A 20,526-nucleotide genomic window follows, 5' to 3' on the forward strand; every position below is an offset into this window, starting at 1 on the left:
TTGTGCTTTAAATATAAAACCGAAGGTTTTGATTTATGGCTGGGGTGGTTTAAGAAGGATGAGGATGATTCTTATAAAAGGATAAGAGTAAGAGTGCAATTAATGGAGATTTCGTTCTTTCGAATCATTGCGGATGTCTTCATAAAAGCTGTAATGGGATACCGGCTCGAGCCTAGGGTCTCTCACCTTCAAAGCCTCAAAAACGGGAGTAAGGAATAGATTCCTAACTCCCGTTAATTCGTTTTGATATGATTCCCCATTACTGCTTTTATAGAATCCGCATGATTCTCCAGAACGAAGTATTAAAAATCTATTCGTATCTTTTATAAGATGAGCTATCTTTCTTATATCGCCATAAATCAAAATACGGATAAAAAAGACGAGTCTTGCGAGAAATTAGTTATCGCTAAAATTGGAGCGTCCGTGAGTGCTTTTTTTGGAGTGCGCGCTGGTGCTTCTGAAGTTGAAATAGTGGGGAGCGGATGTTTGACAAAATCAGGTTGCAAAGTTAAGATAAATGTATTGGTAGATCTCTCCGCGTGTGGAGGGACTTTTTTTATGCGTATATACATTAATTGAGAAGGAGAGTTTTAATGGTAGTTGAAGAAAAACAAAATCCGTTGGGATACGAAAAAATTAGTACACTGATTCGAAAAATGGCGATTCCTGCCATTGTCGCGAATGTGGTGAACGCTCTTTATAATATCGTTGACCAAATTTTTATTGGGCAAGGGGTAGGTTATTTAGGGAATGCGGCAACGAATATTGCCTTTCCAATTACAACACTCTGCATGGCGATTGGTTTAATGGTTGGAGTGGGTGCTGCATCGAACTTTAACTTGGCGCTAGGTCGAAAAGAAGACAAACATGCGCGTGAGGTTGCTGGAACGGCAGTAGTACTATTGGTAACAGCTGGTTTAATTATCATGAGCGTGGTGCTCTTGTTCTTACAGCCATTGTTGAATTTATTTGGAGCAACAGATCAAATTCTAGGATATGCCAGTGAATATGCTGGGATTACGGCGTTAGGGATTCCGTTCTTTATGATTTCGATTGGTTTCAATCCACTAGTCCGTGCAGATGGTAGAGCAACATATTCGATGATGGCGATTATTGTCGGGGCGTTGCTGAATACCGTGTTAGATCCGTTGTTCATCTTTGGATTCAATATGGGGATTGCAGGGGCTGCTTGGGCCACAGTCATCAGTCAAGTGGTGTCGGCGCTTGTGTTACTCGCGTATATTCCAAAGTTTAGATCGGTTCATTTTGAACGCAGTGACTTCAAATTATCGTTTGAGGATGTGAAAGTCATCGCATCTCTTGGATTGACATCGTTCATTTTCCAAATTTCTGCGACAATCGTGCAAATTACATCGAACAACTTGCTTCGTACATACGGGGCACAATCGGTCTATGGTAGTGATATTCCGATTGCGGTTGGGGGAGTCGTGAGCAAAATCTTCGTTATATTCATTGCAGTTGTGATCGGATTAAACCAAGGTGCGCAGCCGATTTTAGGATTTAACTACGGTGCGAAGAAATATTCACGTGTTCACGAAACGATGAACTTACTCTTAAAAGTAACCTTAATTTTATCAACCATTTTATGGGTTCTATTCGAAGCTTTTCCGTTACAACTCATTCAAATGTTTGGGAGCGGGGAAGAGCTCTACTATGAATTTGGAGTTCGATATGCGCGTGCCTTCTTATTCTTCACCTTCATTAATGGAGCAACCATTATTGTAACAACGTTCTTCCCAGCAATTGGAAAGGCGAAATTAGGAGCGATTCTATCACTAACACGCCAATTATTTGTACTGCTTCCAGTGATGCTTCTTCTTTCAACACTATTTGGAGTGGAGGGACTAATTTTCTCAGGTCCAGTATCAGACTTCATTTCATTCACGATTTGCATCACAGTTTATATGCATCAAATGCGCAAGATTCCAAAGGTGGACGAACTTCTGGTATAATGATTGGAAGCAATGGAAGGGGTATGATTTATGGAATGGTCTAAATTACTATCAACAAAACGTCTTTCTGGTAAAGAAGCAACACATCGCAACGAGTTTGACGATGATTATAAACGAATTGTAACAAGTCCTTCTTTTCGAAGATTACAAGATAAGACACAAGTATTTCCGCTAGAACGCTTGGATTTTATTCATACGCGACTAACACACTCGCTAGAAGTAGCGATGGTGGCTCGTTCTCTGGCAAAAGAGATTGTCATTTTATTGCAAGAGGAAGTACAGAAGAACCCGGACAGCAGTAAACAAGAGATGATTGACCATCAAGAAGATGTATTGAAAATTGTTGAATGTGCGAGTCTCGTGCATGACCTTGGAAACCCTCCATATGGGCATTTTGGGGAAGATATCATTCGCCAATGGTTTAAGAAAAACTTGCCAAGTATCCTAAAAGAAAAAAGCGATGTAGCTGAAGAGTTTTTAGCGAGTCCATATGTGTATGATTTCTATCGGTTTGAAGGGAATGCGCAATCGCTTCGTATTGTATCGAAGTTGCATGACTTCAAAGGTGAATTTGATGGGCTAGATTTAACTGCCGCAACGCTCAATACGATTCTAAAATATACGTACCCATCTTCTCATAAGAAAACAGAAGAGATTACCTCTAAAAAAGTAGGGTATTTTTTTGCCGAAGAAGAAGCCTTTAAAACGGTGACGGAGATTACAGGGGCGGGAACGAGTCGTCACCCGTTAACGTTCATTCTTGAAGCTGCAGACGATATTGCGTATTTAGTGGCGGATATGGAAGATGCGATTGGAAAGGGCGTGATTTCGTTTAGAGATGTGCGAGAGTTCTTACTAGAGAATTTGAGTACGGATGCCTATAGTGCACCGCATTCCGTTCATACACGAGGGGTGTTAACAACCATCGACGAGAAAGTCTTCAGTGTTAACCGTTTCTTTGTGGATTTACGTGATAAATTAATCGATGGTGCACGTCATAATTTTGTGAATCATTACGATGAAATTATGGCAGGGACATTCAACCAAGACTTATTCCAAAATTCTTGGGCGGAAGATCTATATGTCATTCTTCGTAAATTGTCAGAGGAACGCATTTATGACAATAAGGGAATCTTGAGGTTAGAGATTGCAGGGTACACAACGCTCACTTATTTATTAGATAGCTTTGTGCCTTCTCTCGTGTCTTATGATACGAATCGTCAGTTAGACTATGTAGAGTTGAAGAAGATTGGTATTATTTCTGAAAGTCAAAAACGTTCTTATCATTATTTTGCAGAAGGAAAGAGCGAAGTTGAAAAATTATACTTACGCCTTCTATTAGCGACAGACTTCATTTCAGGGATGACGGATAGTTATTCGCACCGACTCTATTTAGATATGGTAGGAATTTAATTCAAAGTAGAAAATTATCATATATGATAATTTTCTACTTTCTTAATTAAAAAGACCGCCAACGAAATTTATTCGTTGGCGGTTTCAATTTATCTATATTAATTGAACGTAGGTCGTTTCTTCTCAACAGGAATACTGATTTCAACAAAGTTATCAGCATGAATAATATCTAGACCTTCTGGTTTCATATGGAATAGGCGATGAACGACGAATTCAATTTCAACATCTTTAATACGTCTTTTTCTGTTTAAGATTACAATATCACGGTGAGTGGCAGCGTCAGCATAGAAAACAGTTGTTTGACCAAGTGAATATACCTTGATGAAGTACGCATCTGTATTTGCTAACTGTTCATTGACAAGTTGCGAGTGAGAATTGGTAATATCGATAAGTTTCATAGACACAGCCTCCTTCTGAAAAAATCCCTTGAAACCATTATACATTTTTTTTGCTTCATTTTCACCTACAAATTTAAGAAAAGTTATTAAATTTTAAAGAATTTTCAGTCGAGAGATTTTTTTATAAGTGTGATAGGGATTGTGATGAAAGTGCTTTTAAAAAATGTATTTAAATAGTTGTTAAATCTCTCAAAAAATGGTAATCTTATTAATTGAAAGGGTTGTATTTTTGAGGCTTACATGCTCTCGAACGTACATTTCTTAACAAAAATTTACTTTCAAAGGAGACTTTCAATATGGAAAAGAAAGAATATCATGTAATCGCAGAAACAGGGATCCACGCTCGCCCAGCAACTTTATTAGTTCAAACAGCAAGCAAATATAGTTCAGATATCCAATTAGAATACAAAGGTAAATCTGTTAACTTAAAATCAATCATGGGCGTTATGTCATTAGGTGTTGGCCAAGGTGCTGACGTAGTGATCACTGCTGAAGGTGCTGACGAAGCAGAAGCATTAGCAGGAATCGACGAAACAATGAAAAAAGAAGGATTAGCTGAATAATATGAAACCAACATTACAAGGGATTGCTGCTAGTGATGGCATCGCAATTGCCAAAGTATATACTTTGACTGAACCTGATTTAACAGTGACAAAAGTGACTGTTGAAGATTCAGAAAAAGAAGTTTCACGCTTGGATGATGCATTAGCAGCGTCAATTAAAGATGTCGAATTAATTAAAGAGACTGCATTAAAAAACTTAGGTGAAGAAGAAGCACAAGTTTTCGATGCTCACTTAATGGTTTTAAGCGATCCAGAATTAATTGGACAAGTAAAAGATAGCATTACATCAAATAAAGTGAATGCGGAATCTGCATTAAAAGAAGTAACAGACATGTTTATTTCTATTTTTGCAGGAATGGAAGATAACCCTTATATGCAAGAACGTGCTGCGGACATTCGTGACGTATCAAAACGTATCTTAGCACACCTATTAGGCGTTAAAATTCCTAGTCCAGCCACTATTAAAGATGAAGTGATTATCGTTGCTGCCGATTTAACACCGAGTGATACAGCTCAATTAAATCGCCAATACGTTAAAGCTTTCGTTACTGATATTGGTGGACGTACTTCTCACTCAGCTATTATGGCGCGTTCTTTAGAAATTCCAGCAATCGTTGGTACTAAAGAAGTGACTTCAATTGCTAAAGACGGAGATATCATTATCGTGGATGGTTTATCAGGGGAAGTATTCCTTAACCCATCTGAAGAAGTGGTTGCTGAATACCGTGCTAAAGCAGAAGCATTTGCAGCTCAACAAGCTGAATGGGAAAAATTAAAAGATTCAAAAACTTACACTAAAGATGGCCATCAAGTTGAATTGGCTGCAAACATTGGTACACCAAAAGATTTAGAAGGTGTTGTAAACAATGGTGCAGAAGGTGTTGGTTTATACCGTACAGAATTCTTATACATGGATTCTCACGAAATGCCAACAGAAGAAGATCAATTTGAAGCTTACAAAGCTGTTTTAGAAGGCATGAATGGAAAACCTGTTGTCGTTCGTACAATGGATATCGGTGGGGATAAAGAGTTACCATACTTACCATTACCACACGAAATGAACCCATTCTTAGGATATCGTGCAATTCGTATTTCATTACACGAACCTGAAATGTTCCGTACACAATTACGTGCGTTATTACGTGCTTCTGTATACGGTAAATTACGTATCATGTTCCCAATGATTGCGACATTAAATGATTTCCGTGGCGCTAAAGCATTATTAGAAGAAGAAAAAGCTAAATTAATCGCAGAAGGTGTTGCAGTCAGCGACGATATCCAAGTAGGTATCATGATTGAAATCCCTGCAGCGGCAGTTTTAGCTCACCAATTCGCTAAAGAAGTGGACTTCTTCAGTATCGGAACAAACGACTTAATCCAATACACAATGGCTGCTGACCGTATGAACGAACGCGTTTCATACTTATACCAACCATACAACCCATCAATCTTAACGTTAATCAAACACGTAATTGATTCAGCACACAAAGAAGGCAAATGGGCTGGAATGTGTGGGGAAATGGCTGGAGACCAAACAGCTGTACCTCTATTAGTAGGTCTTGGATTAGACGAGTTCTCAATGTCTGCATCAAGTGTTCTAAAAACACGTAGCTTAATTTCTAAATTAACATTAAGTGATATGCAAGCATTAGCAGCTAAAGCAATTAACGAATGCGCAACTGTAGAAGAAGTTGAAGCGTTAGTAGCAGAAGCTGTATCTAAAATCTAATTGATAGATAGTCTGAACACTCGAGGGAAACCTTGGGTGTTTTTTGATGCCTAATTTTCTAAAAAAGTATTAAACATTCTAATATTCTTAGATAGAGTATGTTCACATAGGAAGGACTGTGGTATACTCTGATGGTAGATAATTTTGAGAGGTTTAAGTATTGAAAAAGTTAAAAGGATTTTTTATAGGATTAGTATTAGCGATTATAACAGTCGTTATTTTTGTACCCATTCAAGTTCAAAAAATTAATCAATATTATAAGGTGAATGATAATAGCGTTCGTTATAATACAAGTTATAACAAACATAAAAGTAGAGAGATTTTAAAAGCCAACTATGATGAAAACACTCATCTGTTATTAGGTTCTTCTGAACTTACTGTCGCTAATAAAAAAGAATTCCATCCAGCGCAAATGTTTAATTATGATGATTTTCATCTAATGCAAGTAGGGGGAGGCTTCTTCCAAAATGTGATTCAAGCATCAACATTGGCTTCGTTAGAGCCGATTATGACACAGAAGAAAGTTGCTATTGTTGAGAGTTTAAACTGGTTCGATCAAAAAGGTATGCGACAAGATGCTTTCGAAAGTCGGATTTCAAAAGAACATGTATATTACACTTTGGTGAATCCAAAACTTTCAAAAGAGACAAAACTTAAATTTATTAATCGAGTTTTAGAATTGTCAGAGAAAAATGATTCATTAACTAGTACGTTTGAAAGGTATAAACGTGTACTTGTTGAAGGGAAAGGCTCCCAAATTGATCAGTTTATGATTCAAATGGAATTGGCTAAATTTTCCTTGAATGTTGTACAGGATTTTTATGATGAACATTCATTAGAGAATTTCCCATCCAAAGGAAGTACAATGCCTGAATATAACTGGGATGAAGTGTTGGCTAAGAACGAAGAACAAGCTAAAAAAGATACTCAATCGAATGAGTATCATTTTGACGATTGGTACTATAACAAGCACATCGCAGGGAAATTAGAATCGCTAAAAAATTCTGCCTCAACTTTCAAATATACAGATTCTCCAGAGTACGAAGACTTCAAATTGTTTTTACAAATTGCAAAGGAATTAGGGGTGGAGGTTCTGGTAATCACTTTCCCTGTAAATGGACCATGGTATGATTACATTGGAATTGATGCTTCACAACGAAATGCATTTTCAACAAAAATCAATGAAATTGTTAAGGGAGCTGGAGTGAAGCAAGTTGATTTGACATCGCATGATTACGATCCTTATTATATATGGGATGCAACTCATCCTGGATGGAAGGGGTGGCCTTTAGTTGAAAAAGAATTGGTCAAGTTTTTTAAGGAAAATGGATAATGTATTAGTATGGTCACTCGTATTTTATGTACTTATTACTAGTGTTCTACTTTATTGTATATTTACAGATTTCACAAATGCAGCAGAATTTATCTATAATGCATTCTAAAAATCAAGTTTATGAGCTAGGAAGGTTCGTCTTTCCTAGCTTTTTCAGTTTTTTACATTGATTGAAATGACAAAGATTAGTATAATACAGTCATTAAGACTTGAGGTGATGATATGAAAAGACAAAGAACTTTTCAAATGGTATTAAGTGCGATGTTTATCGCGATGATTATTTTACAAAGTTTTGTTCCGTTTTTAGGGAACTTACCATTAGTGATTTTAGATATTACGATTATTCATATTACGGTTATTGTTGGAGGAATTGTGTTAGGCCCACAAGCAGGTTTCCTTCTAGGGTTTACGTGGGGTTTTTGTTCATTTCTACGTGCCTTCACATCGGGTAATGTTCTTAGCTTGATGATTTTTACAAATCCATTGATTTCTATATTGCCACGTTTGTTGATGGGTGGACTCGTTGCGCTGTTTTATCATAAAGCAACTAAACTCATTACGTCTGACCGCGTTAGAATGGCAGTGTCTGGTTTTCTTGGAAGTATTTTGAATACTGTATTGGTATTAAGTTCAATTTATTTACTCATGGGAAATCAATATGCAGAATTAACAGGAAAAACTGTTGCAGAATTGCCACTCTTCTTAATGGGAGTTGTCATGACGAACGGAATTGCTGAAGCCTTAGCTGCAACTGTGATGACACCAATCATTGCATCAATTTTAGTAACGATTTCTAAGAAAAGAGGATAATGTATGTGGAAAGGTAAAAACGTAACCGTCTTTGTTACAGGTGGCATTGCTGCATTTAAAGTAGCTACACTCGTTCGTTTATTCGTGAAAGCGGGAGCGAATGTCGAAGTAGCGATGACAAAGAGCGCGTGTGAATTCATTACGCCACTAACGTTTCAAGTGTTGACGAAAAATAAAGTGCACACGGATACGTTTGATGAAGACGAAGCGAGTAAAGTCCAACATATCCATTTAGCAGACAAGACAGATGTGGCTGTAGTCGTACCTGCAACAGCTAATACCATTGCGAAAATGGCCAATGGAATTGCAGATAATTTTGTAACAAGTACGTTATTGGCAATTACGGCTCCAATTTTTGTGGCTTCTGCAATGAACGAACATATGTGGGAAAATCCTGCAACGATTCGTAATGTAGCACAACTTAAAGCAGATGGAAAAGTGATTATCGAACCAGCGACTGGATTTTTAGCGGAAGGCTATAATGGGAAAGGTCGTCTTCCTGAACCAGAAGAGATTTTCGAGCAAGTGACATTTTTTGAAAGTAGACGAGCATACGGTTCTCCTTTAAAAGGGAAATCTGTACTAATTGCTGCTGGAGGAACGAAAGAACGTATTGATCCAGTGCGCTATATTTCCAATGATTCTTCTGGAAAGATGGGATATGCACTTGCAAAGGCTGCATCCGTATTAGGAGCTGAAGTTCAATTAGTGTCAACGGCCAAACAATTGAAAGTTCCGTTTGGTGTGAATGTAACGTATGTGGAATCCGCACGTGAAATGGAAGAAGTGGTTACAGCACAATTTCCAACTACAGATGTAGCGGTGATGGTAGCGGCGGTATCTGATTACTATGTAGCGAATCGTTCGGACCAGAAAATCAAAAAGCAGCACAATAAATCAGGGTTAAAACTAGAATTAGCAGAAAATCCAGATATTCTAAAAGGGCTTGGACATTCTAAAAAAGAGGGTCAAGTTGTGATTGGTTTTGCGGCAGAAACTGAAAAAGTTCTTGAATATGCGGCAGCTAAATTAGAAAAGAAAAAAGCAGATGCGATTATTGCAAATGATGTTTCTAGTTCAAACATTGGCTTTAATGCAGACAATCATCAAGTAACGATTCTTACTAAAGAAGGCAAACAAATTCCACTTCCAGAGTGTTCAAAAGACGCGTTAGCTCTTGAAATTTGGAAAACTCTAGTTGCAGAAAATGTGATTCGATAGTCAATAATAAGGAATACGATAAACCAATTTAACGCTTCTGTTAGATTGGTTTATTTTATTGCCCTTTCTACACTAAAATAATTGGATGATTTATAAAGAAATTTACCGCAATTCAAGAAAATGTGGTATAATAGGGAAGGTTATCTAGGCATGAAGGGAGATTTTATGAACGAGAATATTTCATTGCCAGAATTTATGAGAAACGAACTCGTAATTAAAACACAGAAGGAACTTCGACAGCGAAAAGGATATCTGACTTCAAAGCGAATCTTTGATATCGTCGTTTCGTTATTACTTCTAGTTCCGTTATCAATCGTCTTTTTAGTGATTGCCATTGCAATTAAATTAGAAGATGGTGGACCTGTATTTTATAGACAGGAACGCGTGACGACAAATGGACGCAAATTTAAAATATTTAAATTTAGAACGATGGTATTAAATGCGGATAAAGTAGGGCCGCTTGTGACACAAGATCACGACCCACGAATTACAAAAGTTGGACGTCGTGTTCGTAATTATCGTCTGGATGAAGTAGCCCAGCTACTGAATGTATTAATTGGAGATATGTCTTTCGTAGGCGCAAGACCGGAAGTGCAAAAATATGTAGATGCATATACACCAGAAATGCAGACAACCTTATTACTTCCTGCCGGAGTAACATCGATTGCAGCGATTGAATTTAGACATGAAGCAGAAAAGATTGCAGAGTGGACAAAGCAAGGCTTAACAGTAGATGAGGCGTATATCGAACATATCTTGCCAGAAAAAATGCAATACAATATTGATTATTTAAAAAAATGTAGTTTAAAAAATGATATTGCGGTCATGGTAAAAACTGTGATTGCAGTATTAAAATAACTTGGAGGAACCAACATGAAAGTTAGAAATATTCCATTCTCACCACCAGATATTACAGAAAAGGAAATCAACAATGTAGTCGAAGTGCTACAATCTGGTTGGATTACAACAGGACCAAAAACAAAAGAATTTGAACGCCAATTAGCAGAATATATGGGCACTGAAAAAGTAGTTTGCTTAAATTCAGCAACTGCTGCGTTAGAGTTAGCATTGCGTGTTTTAGGCGTTGGGCCTGGAGACGAAGTCATTGTTCCTGCATACACATATACAGCTTCTTGTAGTGTGATTGAACACGTTGGAGCAACACCAGTAATGGTTGATATTCAAGAAGACCATTTCGAAATGAATTATGATGCGTTAGCTGAAGCTATCACTGAAAAAACAAAAGTGATTATTCCTGTTGAATTAGCAGGGGTTCCATGTGACTATCGTCGTATTTTCGAAGTAGTGGAATCAAAACGTGGGTTATTCCAACCATCTACAAACTTACAACGTTACTTTAACCGTATTATTGTTGTTTCTGACTGTGCACATGCAATTGGAACAACTCGTGACGGAGTTTCTGTTGCAAAAATCGCAGACTTTGCATCATTCTCATTCCATGCAGTTAAGAATTTAACAACTGCAGAAGGTGGATGTATTACATGGAATCCAGCAAACGAATTGGATTCTGAAGCGATGTATAAAGAGTTCCAAGTGTACTCATTACACGGACAAACAAAAGACGCTTTAGCAAAAATCAAACCGGGTTCTTGGGAATACGATATTGTTATCCCAGGATTCAAATGCAATATGCCAGATATTATGGCTGCAATCGGTTTAGCGCAATTAGAACGTTACCCACAATTATTGGAACGCAGAAAAGAGATCGTACGTCATCTTGATAAAGGGTTATCTGTGGATAAACGTATCCAAGTGTTGCCTCACGAAGGTAAAGATTATCAATCTTCACGTCACTTATATATTACTCGTGTTCTAGGTGCAAATTATGACCAACGTGGAGAAATCATTGCAAAAATGGCGGAACGTGGCGTTTCATGTAACGTTCACTACAAACCACTTCCATTATTAACGGCTTACCAAAACATGGGATTCCGTATGGAAGATTATCCAAATGCTTACCACTTCTTTGAAAATGAAGTGACTTTACCATTACATGGATTACTTAGTGATGAAGATGTAGATTATATCGTTCAAAATTATTTGGAAGTGGTTCAAGAAGTACTTGGATAGTCAGGAGAGGATATTTAAATGAATAATCGATTAAGAATTTTATTATTATTCATCGTTGACTCACTACTTGTTGTTGGATCAGTATTTTTAGGATTTCGATTAGTAACAGAAGGGTTAATCCGTAATATTCATGGGTTAACGATTACAGCGATTTTGTCTTTAGTAGCCTATTATGTATTCTCTTATTTCTTCAATCTTTATTGGAGAGATTGGGAATATGCTAGTGTGTACGAAGTCATTACTGTCGTAAAATGTGTCTCAGCAACTGTAATCGTCTCAACGATTTCAGGACTTGCTTTCTTCGATACGAAAGTAACATGGCAATTCCTAATTGTTTGCTGGTTATTACTAGTGATTTCAATCGGTGGAGTTCGTCTTTCAATGCGTGTCTTCCGTGAATTCTTTGCGGATAGCACCGTCATGGAAAATGCAAAACCAACATTAATCGTTGGTGCTGGAGCTGCCGGAACATTATTAGTTCGTCAAATGCTTATGCATCCAGCAATGCGTATGAATCCAATAGCCTTTGTTGATGATGATCCAGAAAAACTGCGTAAAGATATTTATGGAGTTCGTATTTTAGGAGCTGTCAAAGATATCGAACATATTGTAGATACGATGGGAATCACTAAAGTCGTTATTGCGATGCCATCACTTCCAATTAAGAAATTAAATGAAGTGTATGATGTGGCTCGTAAGACTGGTGCCGAATGTGTAATTTTACCAAATATTGATGATGTCATGAGTGGGAACTTACACGTACAACAATTAAGAAATGTTGAAATTGAAGACTTATTAGGTCGTGATCCAGTTCATTTGGATCAAACGATGATTGAAAAACAACTTCGTGGCAAGAAGATTCTTGTAACGGGTGCAGGTGGTTCAATCGGTTCAGAAATTTGCCGTCAAGTGGCTAAATTCAAACCAAAAGAAATCGTAATTTTAGGGCATGGTGAAAATAGTATTTATCAACTGAATATGGAATTAGTTGGTAAATATTCTCAACACTTCACGATTACACCGGTGATTGCCGATGTGCAAGATCGTAAACGTATCTTTGAAGTGATGGATAAATACAAACCAGATGTCGTTTACCATGCTGCAGCACATAAACACGTACCTTTAATGGAATTGAACCCTCGTGAAGCGGTGAAAAACAATATTCTTGGTACAAGAAATGTAGCTGAAGCAGCAAGCCATGCACGTGTAAAAGCATTCGTAATGGTATCAACAGACAAAGCAGTTAACCCACCAAATATTATGGGTGCAACAAAACGTCTTTGCGAAATGATTGTGCAAGACATGGCGACACGTAGCGAGTATACAAAATTCGTTGCGGTTCGTTTCGGGAATGTATTAGGGTCACGTGGTTCAGTAATTCCGCTCTTCAAGAAGCAAATTGCTGAAGGGGGACCAATTACGGTAACTCACCCTGATATCGTACGTTACTTTATGACGATTCCGGAAGCAGCACAATTAGTCATCCAAGCGGGTTCACTTGCTCGAGGTGGAGAAATCTTCGTTCTCGATATGGGACAACCAGTGAAGATTGTGGACTTAGCGAAAAACTTAATTCGTCTTTCAGGATATGATGAAGGAGATATCGAGATTAAATTTACAGGATTACGTCCAGGAGAGAAGATGTATGAAGAGCTACTGAACGAAGGGGAAGTAAATCCAAAACAAGTCTTTCCTAAGATTCATATCGGAATTGCGGACAATTCTAAGATTAATCGTGTGTACGACTTCATTGAGAACTTTGAAAGTTATACGGATCAACAATTGCACGATGAATTGATTGATATTGCGAATAAAAAGAAATAGATAAATGGGTCGATGATTTCATCGGCCTTTTTTGATGATATTTCTGTTTTTATAAAAAAAACTATTTTATAATGAACTGAGAATAATAAATAGGAGATTACTTATGAAAGTTAGTATCATAATTACCGCAAGAAATGAAGAAAAATACTTACCAATGCTATTCAAAGATATACTAAACCAAACATATCCACTTCAAAATATTGAAGTGGTGTTGATGGATTCCAATTCAAAAGATAACACTAGAACATTAATGGAAGAATTTAAAACGAACAATGAGAGTTTAAGTGTTCAAATCGTTACAAACGAACGTCAAATCCAGGCTGCAGGATTTAACGAAGGAGTTAAACATGCTACTGGAGATGTTGTGTTAAAAATCGATGCTCATTCTCGAATTCCAGCAGATTTTGTCCAAAAAAATGTGAATGAAATTATGGCAGGGGCATATGTTTGTGGTGGGAATAGACCAACTGTTGTAGATTCCGATGATGATTTTTCAAAGACGTTACATATCGTAGAAGAGTCTGCACTAGGAAGCAGTATTGCAAATTATAGAAAATCTAATACGAAAAGAAAAGTGAACTCAATTTTCCATGGAATGTATCGCAAGGAAGTATTTGAAAAAGTAGGGCTAGCAGATGAAAGATTGCTGCGAACAGAAGATAACGAGTTTCATTACAGAGTGCGAAAATCGGGATATGATATTATTTTTAATCCTGAAATCGAGTCGTACCAATATATTCGCCCAACTTTCATAAAAATGATTAAACAAAAATTTGCGAATGGGTATTGGATTGGATTGACTTCACATATTTGCCGTGATTGCTTATCTTTATTCCACTTTGGACCAGGGGTATTTGTCGCGACTTTACTTGTGTTAATGATGTTGACGCCAATTAGTTTTGCGCCGTTATTAACAGTGTTTGGACTCTATTTATTAGCAGTGTTAGGATTATCTATCCTTGAAATTTCAAAGCAAAAATTTAATCCGACATTACTATTAATCCCATTCATTATGATGGCTGTTCACTTTGCATATGGTATTGGAACGATTAAAGGATGGATCTTTGGATTTGAGTTTAAAAAAGAATATTTTAGTGAAGAAGAAAAATCTTAAAATTACTATAAATACTCATGAATTCAAGCAAATCTATGATATAATAAACTGATTGTATAGTTATTGGAGTGGAATGAATGAGAGTAAATGAAGAAAAATTATCAAATAGAAGAAAACAAAGAAAAAATAAAAATATAAGAAAAGTTATTTTAACGGTCTTACTGGCAGTGGGTGCGGTGATTATTGCTGGCGCAGCTTATGCATGGAGTAGAATTTCTCAAGCGGAAGATTCGATTCATCAAAAGGTGGAGACCGTGCAATTACGTGATAAAGAATTAACAGACGATAGTAGCTTTTCGGTTCTTCTTTTAGGAATTGATAATGGAGCGTACGGACGTGATACTGAAGTAGGACGTTCTGATACGATGCTTCTTGTTACAGTAAATCCAAAACAAAAGAAGACAACGATGATTAGTATTCCTCGTGATTCTTACACAGAAATTATTGGATATGGTACGTTTGACAAGATTAACCATGCGTATGCGTTCGGTAAAGAACAATTCTCCATTAATAGTGTCCAAAATATGCTTAATGTTCCAATTGACTATTATGTAACCGTAGATATGCAAGGGTTAATGGGGCTAGTAGATGCTGTGGGTGGATTAGAGATTACACCTGCTTTGACATTTACATATGAAAATGAGTCTTTTACTGAAGGTGTTACACGTCATGTAGACGGAGAAGCAGCTCTTCGCTATGCGCGTATGCGTTATGATGATCCAGAAGGAGATACAGGTCGCCAAAAACGTCAACAATATGTCATTCAAAAATTAGTTGAGAAATTATTGAGTCTAGATTCAATAACCAAATACGAACAGATTTTGAAAACGATAGAGAACTCTGTAAGAACTAACTTTACAGTGGAAAGATTATTCCAAATTGCTCAAACACATAAAGAAGCTCTCCAACATTTTGAATCAGATACGATTAATGGGGATGGAGCAATGATTAATGGCGTTTATTATTTTGTCATTCCAGAAGCAGAAAAAATTCGTGTTTCAAATGTCATCAGAAAATCTCTTGATTTAGAAGAAATTACTGAATTAAAACATATCGAGACAAAAGAAACGCAGTCATCAGTCAATATCGAGCAAAATGCTCCTCAAAATAATTCAGGTGTTCAAGAACAAGGAGATACTTACGTAGAACCAAATGTAACGCCAAATTATAATAATAGTTACAATAATAATAACAATTACAATAACAACAGTAATGATGATGACGACTATGTTGCACCGACAAATCCATCTAATAATGGTGGAGGAAGTAGTGCTGTAACACCAACAGCACCGGCAACACAGGCATCACAAGCGACGGCTGCTCCAGAGCAACCGCAGCCTGTACAACCAACGCAAACTGCTCCTGCAACGCAAGAGCCTGTTGCACCAACTCAACCTACACAAAAACAAAACCCTTAATAGTATTGGAGTGTAAATATGAACGAATCAAATGAATGGACCCGACAAGGGAGACGTCAAGAAAAGAAAAAGAAACGTGGACGTATTGGTTTCATTTTAATTCTGTTACTAGCCATTATAGCGGTAGCGGGTACTTACTACGGAAGTAAGATTAACCACGCGATTAATATGATTACACATGATGTAGGCAATCGTACTGAAAAAGAGGTTGATGATATCATAAAAAACGCAAAACCGATTAACATACTATTATTAGGAATCGATAATGGGGCGTATGGACGTGAGGAAGAAGACGGACGTTCAGATACGATGTTGTTATTAACCGTTAACCCAACAACAAAAAAATCTCAATTACTCAGCTTACCTCGTGATACTTATACAGAAATCGTAGGAACAGGTGGCTATGATAAATTGAACCACGCCTTTGCTTATGGGAAGGCCCCGATGGTTATTAATTCGGTTGAGAAGATGTTAGATACAACAATTGACTTCTATGTGCAAATTAACATGGGAGGCTTAATGGAATTCGTCGATGCTGTCGGTGGAATTGAAGTGACAAGTCCACTAACCTTTACTTATGAAGGGCGTTCTTTCGTTGAAGGAAAGACTGAACTTCTTGATGGTGAGAGTGCTTTACGTTTTGCTCGTATGCGTTATGACGATCCAGAAGGAGATACAGGACGTCAAAAACGTCAACGTATCGTTATCGAGGAACTCGTTAAAAAATTGATGACATTTAATTCTGTTACAAACTTCGACCAATTAATGAATGCAGTAAGTAAAAACGTAAAAACAGACTTGCCAATTGGCCAAGTGATGGCACTTAAAAACACGTATGGTCCTGCCATCACAGGGAACAATTTAACACAAACATTTATTGAAGAAAGACAATTATTATTAACAAACAATGCAGGGGAGCAAATCTATTACTCTTATGCAACGGATGAAGTGTTACTAGGAGTAAGTAATTCAATCCGTAAATTAATGGGTCAACCAACTGTTCAAACATACCCATTACTTCAACAAAGAGAAGATTTATATTATTTAACAACTCCGTAATAGGAAATTAAGAGGTGTATAAAATGATTTATGCTGGGATTTTAGCCGGTGGAACCGGAACTCGTATGGGAATCCAAGAAATGCCAAAACAATTTCTACCACTAGGAAATAAGCCAATTATTATTCACACAGTTGAAAAATTCTTGTTTGTTCCTGATGTAGATGTTGTTTATGTAGCGGTTCATCCAAACTGGGTAAGCTACTTTAATGATTTATTAGACAAACACATTTCGACAAACAAAGAAAAAATTCGTGTCGTAAGTGGTGGTGGAAATCGTAATGATAGCATCTTAAGTATTATTGCGGATATCAAAAATAACGATTCATTTTCACCTGAAGATGTATTGATTACGCATGATGCGGTTCGCCCGTTCGTTTCTTATCGTATGATTGTCGACAATATTGAAGCGATGAAACATTATGATGTTGCGGATACTGTTGTAATGGCAAACGATACAATTGTGGAGTCAGTGGATGGGAAAGTGATTTCTTCGATTCCAAATAGAACGCATATGTATCAAGGGCAAACACCTCAAACATTTAAGATTCAAGCATTTACAGACTTATATGATAGTCTTACAGATGATGTCAAAGAAATCTTGACAGATGCATGTAAAGTATTTGTGGTTAACGATGTGAAAGTAGCTCTTGTCGAAGGTGAATACTCAAACATTAAAATTACGACTGTAACAGATTTGAAAATTGCGCAAGCGATGTTAGGAGAGATTTAAAATGATTAATCGAGTGTATCAACTCATTCGTCCATCGTTTTTCTCAATTAAATATGAAGATGTGTCTTTCTATGAAGAAGATACTGTGGTAGTTCGACCAAACTACTTAGCTTTGTGTCACGCTGACCAACGTTACTTCCAAGGAACACGTCCTGCTAAAATTTTGCAGAAGAAATTACCAATGGCATTGATTCATGAATGTTGTGGAATCGTTGTTGCGGACCCAACAGGAACGTATAAACCAGGAGATCATGTGGTGATGATTCCAAACCAACCACCACGAGACTTTGACCATAACACTGAATTTTACGAAAACTACGTGAATGGAACATACTTCCGTTCAAGTGGTCATGATGGATTCATGCGCGAATTTGTGACAATTCCAATCGACCGTGTAGTGAAATACGAAGATGTGCCAGACAAAGTCGCAGCGATTTCAGAATTCGTATCAGTTGGAGTTCATGGGCTTCGTCGTTTTGACAAAGTAGCGCATAGCCGTCGTAATCGTATCGTCGTATGGGGTTCAGGAAGCTTAGCTTATGTTGTAGCAACAATTGCGAAAGCAAAATTCCCAGACTCAACGATTATCATTGTGGGTAAAGACCCTGAGAAGTTACGTCTATTCTCATTTGTAGATGAAGTGTACGATGTGAGCAATCTTCCAGAAGACTTTACATTCGACCATGCTATTGAATGTGTTGGCGGCAGCGGCACTCAAGATGCTTATCGTGAAATTATCCGTCATATTCAACCACAAGGAACGGTTGTCATGATGGGAGTAAGCGAGTTTGAAGTACCGTTAAACACACGTGACATTCTTGAAAAAGGATTAACATGGGTCGGAAGTTCTCGTTCAGGTCGCAAGGATTTTGAAGAGGCTGTTCAATTCATGGCAGATCCAAAAGTGCATGCACGTTTGAATTTAATTATTTTTGAATCTAATCCAATCCAAGAGATGAAAGATATTTATCATTTCTTCGAGGAAGATAAATTAACGCCATTTAAAACAGTGGCTAAATGGGATATTTAGAAAGTGGGGAAAACATGGAACCATTACAAGAAAAATGCTTAGAGATGGCGGAATACTTCGTGTCATTTTGTAAGCAACATGAATTATTATGTTATTTATGCGGTGGTGGGGCCATTGGAGCACTTCGCCATAAAGGCTTTATCCCTTGGGATGATGATTTAGATTTCTTTATGCCACGAAAAGATTATGAAAAACTCATCGAATTATGGCCAAAAGAAGCAGATGAGCGTTACGTGATGTCTAACAGTGACGAACATTACTTAGACCGTAATTTGTTTGTGACGATTCGTGATAAAGAAACGACTTGCGTGAAACCTTATCAAGCGGACTTAGACGTACCGCATGGCTTAGCAATTGATATCCTTCCGCTAGATTATTATCCAAAATCAGAATCAGCACGTAAGAAACAAGTTCGCTGGGCATTGATTTACTCATTGTTCCGTGCACAAACAATCCCTGAAAAACATGGTGGATTGATGAAATGGGGAAGCTTATTCTTATTAGGATTAGTCCCAACACGTTCATTACGCTATAAGATTTGGAGTAAAGCACAACGTGAGATGACAAAGTATACGCGTGAAGAAAGTGATGGAATCACTGAACTTTGTGCAGGTCCTGGATATATGAAGAATAAATATCCAATCGAAAGCTTTGAATCAGCGCTATTTGTACCATTTGAACAAACGGAAATGCCAATTCCAGTTGGATATGATGCTTACTTAAAAACAGCATTTGGTGATTATATGACACCACCTCCAGCAGATAAACAAGTTGCACATCATGATGCATTATTTGTCGATCTTGAAAATGGATACGAGAAGTATAAAGGGGAGTATTATGGAACCAAAAATTAGTATCATTGTTCCGGTATACAACGTTGAAAAATATCTAGAACGCTGTGTGGAATCAATTTTAAAACAGACAATGACTAATTTTGAATTGATTCTTATTAATGATGGTTCTAGTGATAACAGTGGACAAGTATGTGATGAGTTATCACGTAAAGATACTCGTATTCGAGTGCTTCATATTCCAAATGGAGGAGTCTCTAATGCAAGAAATTTAGGAATCCAGTCATCGAGAGGTGAGTGGATTTCGTTTATCGATAGTGATGATTTTGTTACGGAAGATTATTTAGAAACTCTACTACAACCCGTTGAAACAGATGAAACAATCGGTTTTTCTATTGGGAAATTACATCATATCCAAAATGGAGTTGTGACTGCATTACCTGAAACAAGTAGTGAATTAAATGTTTGGAATACAGAACAGACACTTAAAGAGCTATTAACGACAGAAAAAACATCATTTTTCCCTGTCGCAAAACTATTTCGTAAGAGTCTAATTCAAGACCATCAATTTAATACGAAATATCATCTTGCAGAAGATGCATTATTCTTAACAGAATTATTAATTCAATCAAAATGTAACACAGTTTTTGTTGATAAACCTATTTACTTTTATGATCATCGAGAGGGAAGTGCAACGACATCAGTCAATCAGTATGTTTTTGATACAGTTACTGTGTACCAGGAAATTATTCGTATGGTTAAGAAAGAATTTCCAAGATTGCAACCGGAATTGAATAATCGTGAATATTGGTCTTATATTACTGTATACGATAAGTTGATTTTCGCGAATAATAAGCAGTTTACTGAGAAAGAAAAAGAATACAGAAGATGGATTCTAAAGCATAAAAAAGAAATAATGAAAGATCAATATTTTACGAAATTTAGAAAAATTGCTATTGTATCCTTAAGTATTTCGCCAATTCTTTATAAGAAAATTGTTGAGTTGAAAAAGTAGTAAATAAAGGAGT

At 37.0% G+C, this 20,526-nt stretch carries 18 protein-coding genes; 17 read left to right on the forward strand and 1 reads right to left on the reverse strand.

Annotated features, from left to right (window positions below):
* The first annotated feature begins 593 nt into the window (after positions 1-593).
* Together ADH02_RS05025 and dgt are read left to right on the forward strand one after the other, a co-directional pair.
* The gene (locus ADH02_RS05025) at positions 594-1,973 is read left to right on the forward strand and encodes an MATE family efflux transporter (RefSeq protein ID WP_048783059.1); all 1,380 of its coding nucleotides are present in this window, start codon (positions 594-596) and stop codon (positions 1,971-1,973) included.
* Positions 1,974-2,003: 30 nt separating this feature from the next.
* Positions 2,004-3,386: a dGTP triphosphohydrolase gene (dgt, locus tag ADH02_RS05030; protein ID WP_048783061.1), complete on the forward strand. Its 1,383-nt coding sequence runs from the start codon at positions 2,004-2,006 to the stop codon at positions 3,384-3,386.
* A 98-nt stretch (positions 3,387-3,484) separates the two neighbouring features.
* Here the strand turns inward: dgt and ADH02_RS05035 are convergent, their stop codons facing one another.
* Positions 3,485-3,784, reverse strand: a complete 300-nt coding sequence (locus tag ADH02_RS05035; protein WP_048783063.1) for a DUF1827 family protein — start codon at positions 3,782-3,784, stop codon at positions 3,485-3,487.
* Between the two features lie 296 nt (positions 3,785-4,080).
* Between ADH02_RS05035 and ADH02_RS05040 the strand changes: the two genes are divergently transcribed.
* The 15 genes from ADH02_RS05040 to ADH02_RS05110 all read left to right on the forward strand — a co-directional run bounded on the left by ADH02_RS05040 (position 4,081) and on the right by ADH02_RS05110 (position 20,513).
* A complete protein-coding gene (locus tag ADH02_RS05040; protein ID WP_039849104.1) occupies positions 4,081-4,347 on the forward strand; it encodes a phosphocarrier protein HPr in 267 nt (88 codons plus the stop codon).
* Position 4,348: 1 nt separating this feature from the next.
* The gene (gene ptsP, locus ADH02_RS05045) at positions 4,349-6,076 is read left to right on the forward strand and encodes a phosphoenolpyruvate--protein phosphotransferase (protein WP_048783065.1); all 1,728 of its coding nucleotides are present in this window, start codon (positions 4,349-4,351) and stop codon (positions 6,074-6,076) included.
* A 160-nt stretch (positions 6,077-6,236) separates the two neighbouring features.
* Positions 6,237-7,409, forward strand: a complete 1,173-nt coding sequence (dltD, locus tag ADH02_RS05050; RefSeq protein ID WP_048783066.1) for a D-alanyl-lipoteichoic acid biosynthesis protein DltD — start codon at positions 6,237-6,239, stop codon at positions 7,407-7,409.
* Positions 7,410-7,631: 222 nt separating this feature from the next.
* Positions 7,632-8,219, forward strand: coding sequence for an ECF transporter S component (locus ADH02_RS05055; protein WP_048783069.1), 588 nt, complete (start codon positions 7,632-7,634; stop codon positions 8,217-8,219).
* Positions 8,220-8,222: 3 nt separating this feature from the next.
* Positions 8,223-9,440: a bifunctional phosphopantothenoylcysteine decarboxylase/phosphopantothenate--cysteine ligase CoaBC gene (gene coaBC, locus ADH02_RS05060; RefSeq protein WP_048783072.1), complete on the forward strand. Its 1,218-nt coding sequence runs from the start codon at positions 8,223-8,225 to the stop codon at positions 9,438-9,440.
* Positions 9,441-9,605: 165 nt separating this feature from the next.
* The gene (locus ADH02_RS05065) at positions 9,606-10,298 is read left to right on the forward strand and encodes a sugar transferase (RefSeq protein ID WP_048783074.1); all 693 of its coding nucleotides are present in this window, start codon (positions 9,606-9,608) and stop codon (positions 10,296-10,298) included.
* A 15-nt stretch (positions 10,299-10,313) separates the two neighbouring features.
* Positions 10,314-11,531, forward strand: a complete 1,218-nt coding sequence (locus ADH02_RS05070; RefSeq protein WP_048783075.1) for a DegT/DnrJ/EryC1/StrS family aminotransferase — start codon at positions 10,314-10,316, stop codon at positions 11,529-11,531.
* 18 nt (positions 11,532-11,549) lie between these two features.
* Entirely contained in the window at positions 11,550-13,355 is a 1,806-nt protein-coding gene (locus ADH02_RS05075) for a polysaccharide biosynthesis protein (RefSeq protein ID WP_048783076.1), read from the forward strand.
* A gap of 103 nt (positions 13,356-13,458) precedes the next feature.
* Positions 13,459-14,469, forward strand: a complete 1,011-nt coding sequence (locus ADH02_RS05080; RefSeq protein WP_048783077.1) for a glycosyltransferase family 2 protein — start codon at positions 13,459-13,461, stop codon at positions 14,467-14,469.
* 77 nt (positions 14,470-14,546) lie between these two features.
* A complete protein-coding gene (locus tag ADH02_RS05085; protein ID WP_048783078.1) occupies positions 14,547-15,887 on the forward strand; it encodes an LCP family protein in 1,341 nt (446 codons plus the stop codon).
* A gap of 18 nt (positions 15,888-15,905) precedes the next feature.
* On the forward strand, positions 15,906-16,946 hold the full coding sequence (locus tag ADH02_RS05090; protein ID WP_048783079.1) for an LCP family protein: 1,041 nt from the start codon (positions 15,906-15,908) through the stop codon (positions 16,944-16,946).
* A gap of 23 nt (positions 16,947-16,969) precedes the next feature.
* Entirely contained in the window at positions 16,970-17,677 is a 708-nt protein-coding gene (locus tag ADH02_RS05095; RefSeq protein WP_048783081.1) for an IspD/TarI family cytidylyltransferase, read from the forward strand.
* Position 17,678: 1 nt separating this feature from the next.
* On the forward strand, positions 17,679-18,707 hold the full coding sequence (locus tag ADH02_RS05100; protein ID WP_048714027.1) for an alcohol dehydrogenase catalytic domain-containing protein: 1,029 nt from the start codon (positions 17,679-17,681) through the stop codon (positions 18,705-18,707).
* Between the two features lie 14 nt (positions 18,708-18,721).
* The gene (locus ADH02_RS05105) at positions 18,722-19,561 is read left to right on the forward strand and encodes a LicD family protein (RefSeq protein ID WP_414717660.1); all 840 of its coding nucleotides are present in this window, start codon (positions 18,722-18,724) and stop codon (positions 19,559-19,561) included.
* Positions 19,542-20,513: a glycosyltransferase family 2 protein gene (locus tag ADH02_RS05110; RefSeq protein ID WP_048783145.1), complete on the forward strand. Its 972-nt coding sequence runs from the start codon at positions 19,542-19,544 to the stop codon at positions 20,511-20,513. Before ADH02_RS05105 ends, ADH02_RS05110 begins: the two co-directional genes overlap by 20 nt.
* Positions 20,514-20,526: the final 13 nt, after the last annotated feature.

Source organism: Streptococcus sp. 263_SSPC, from assembly GCF_001071995.1.
GTDB lineage: Bacteria > Bacillota > Bacilli > Lactobacillales > Aerococcaceae > Granulicatella.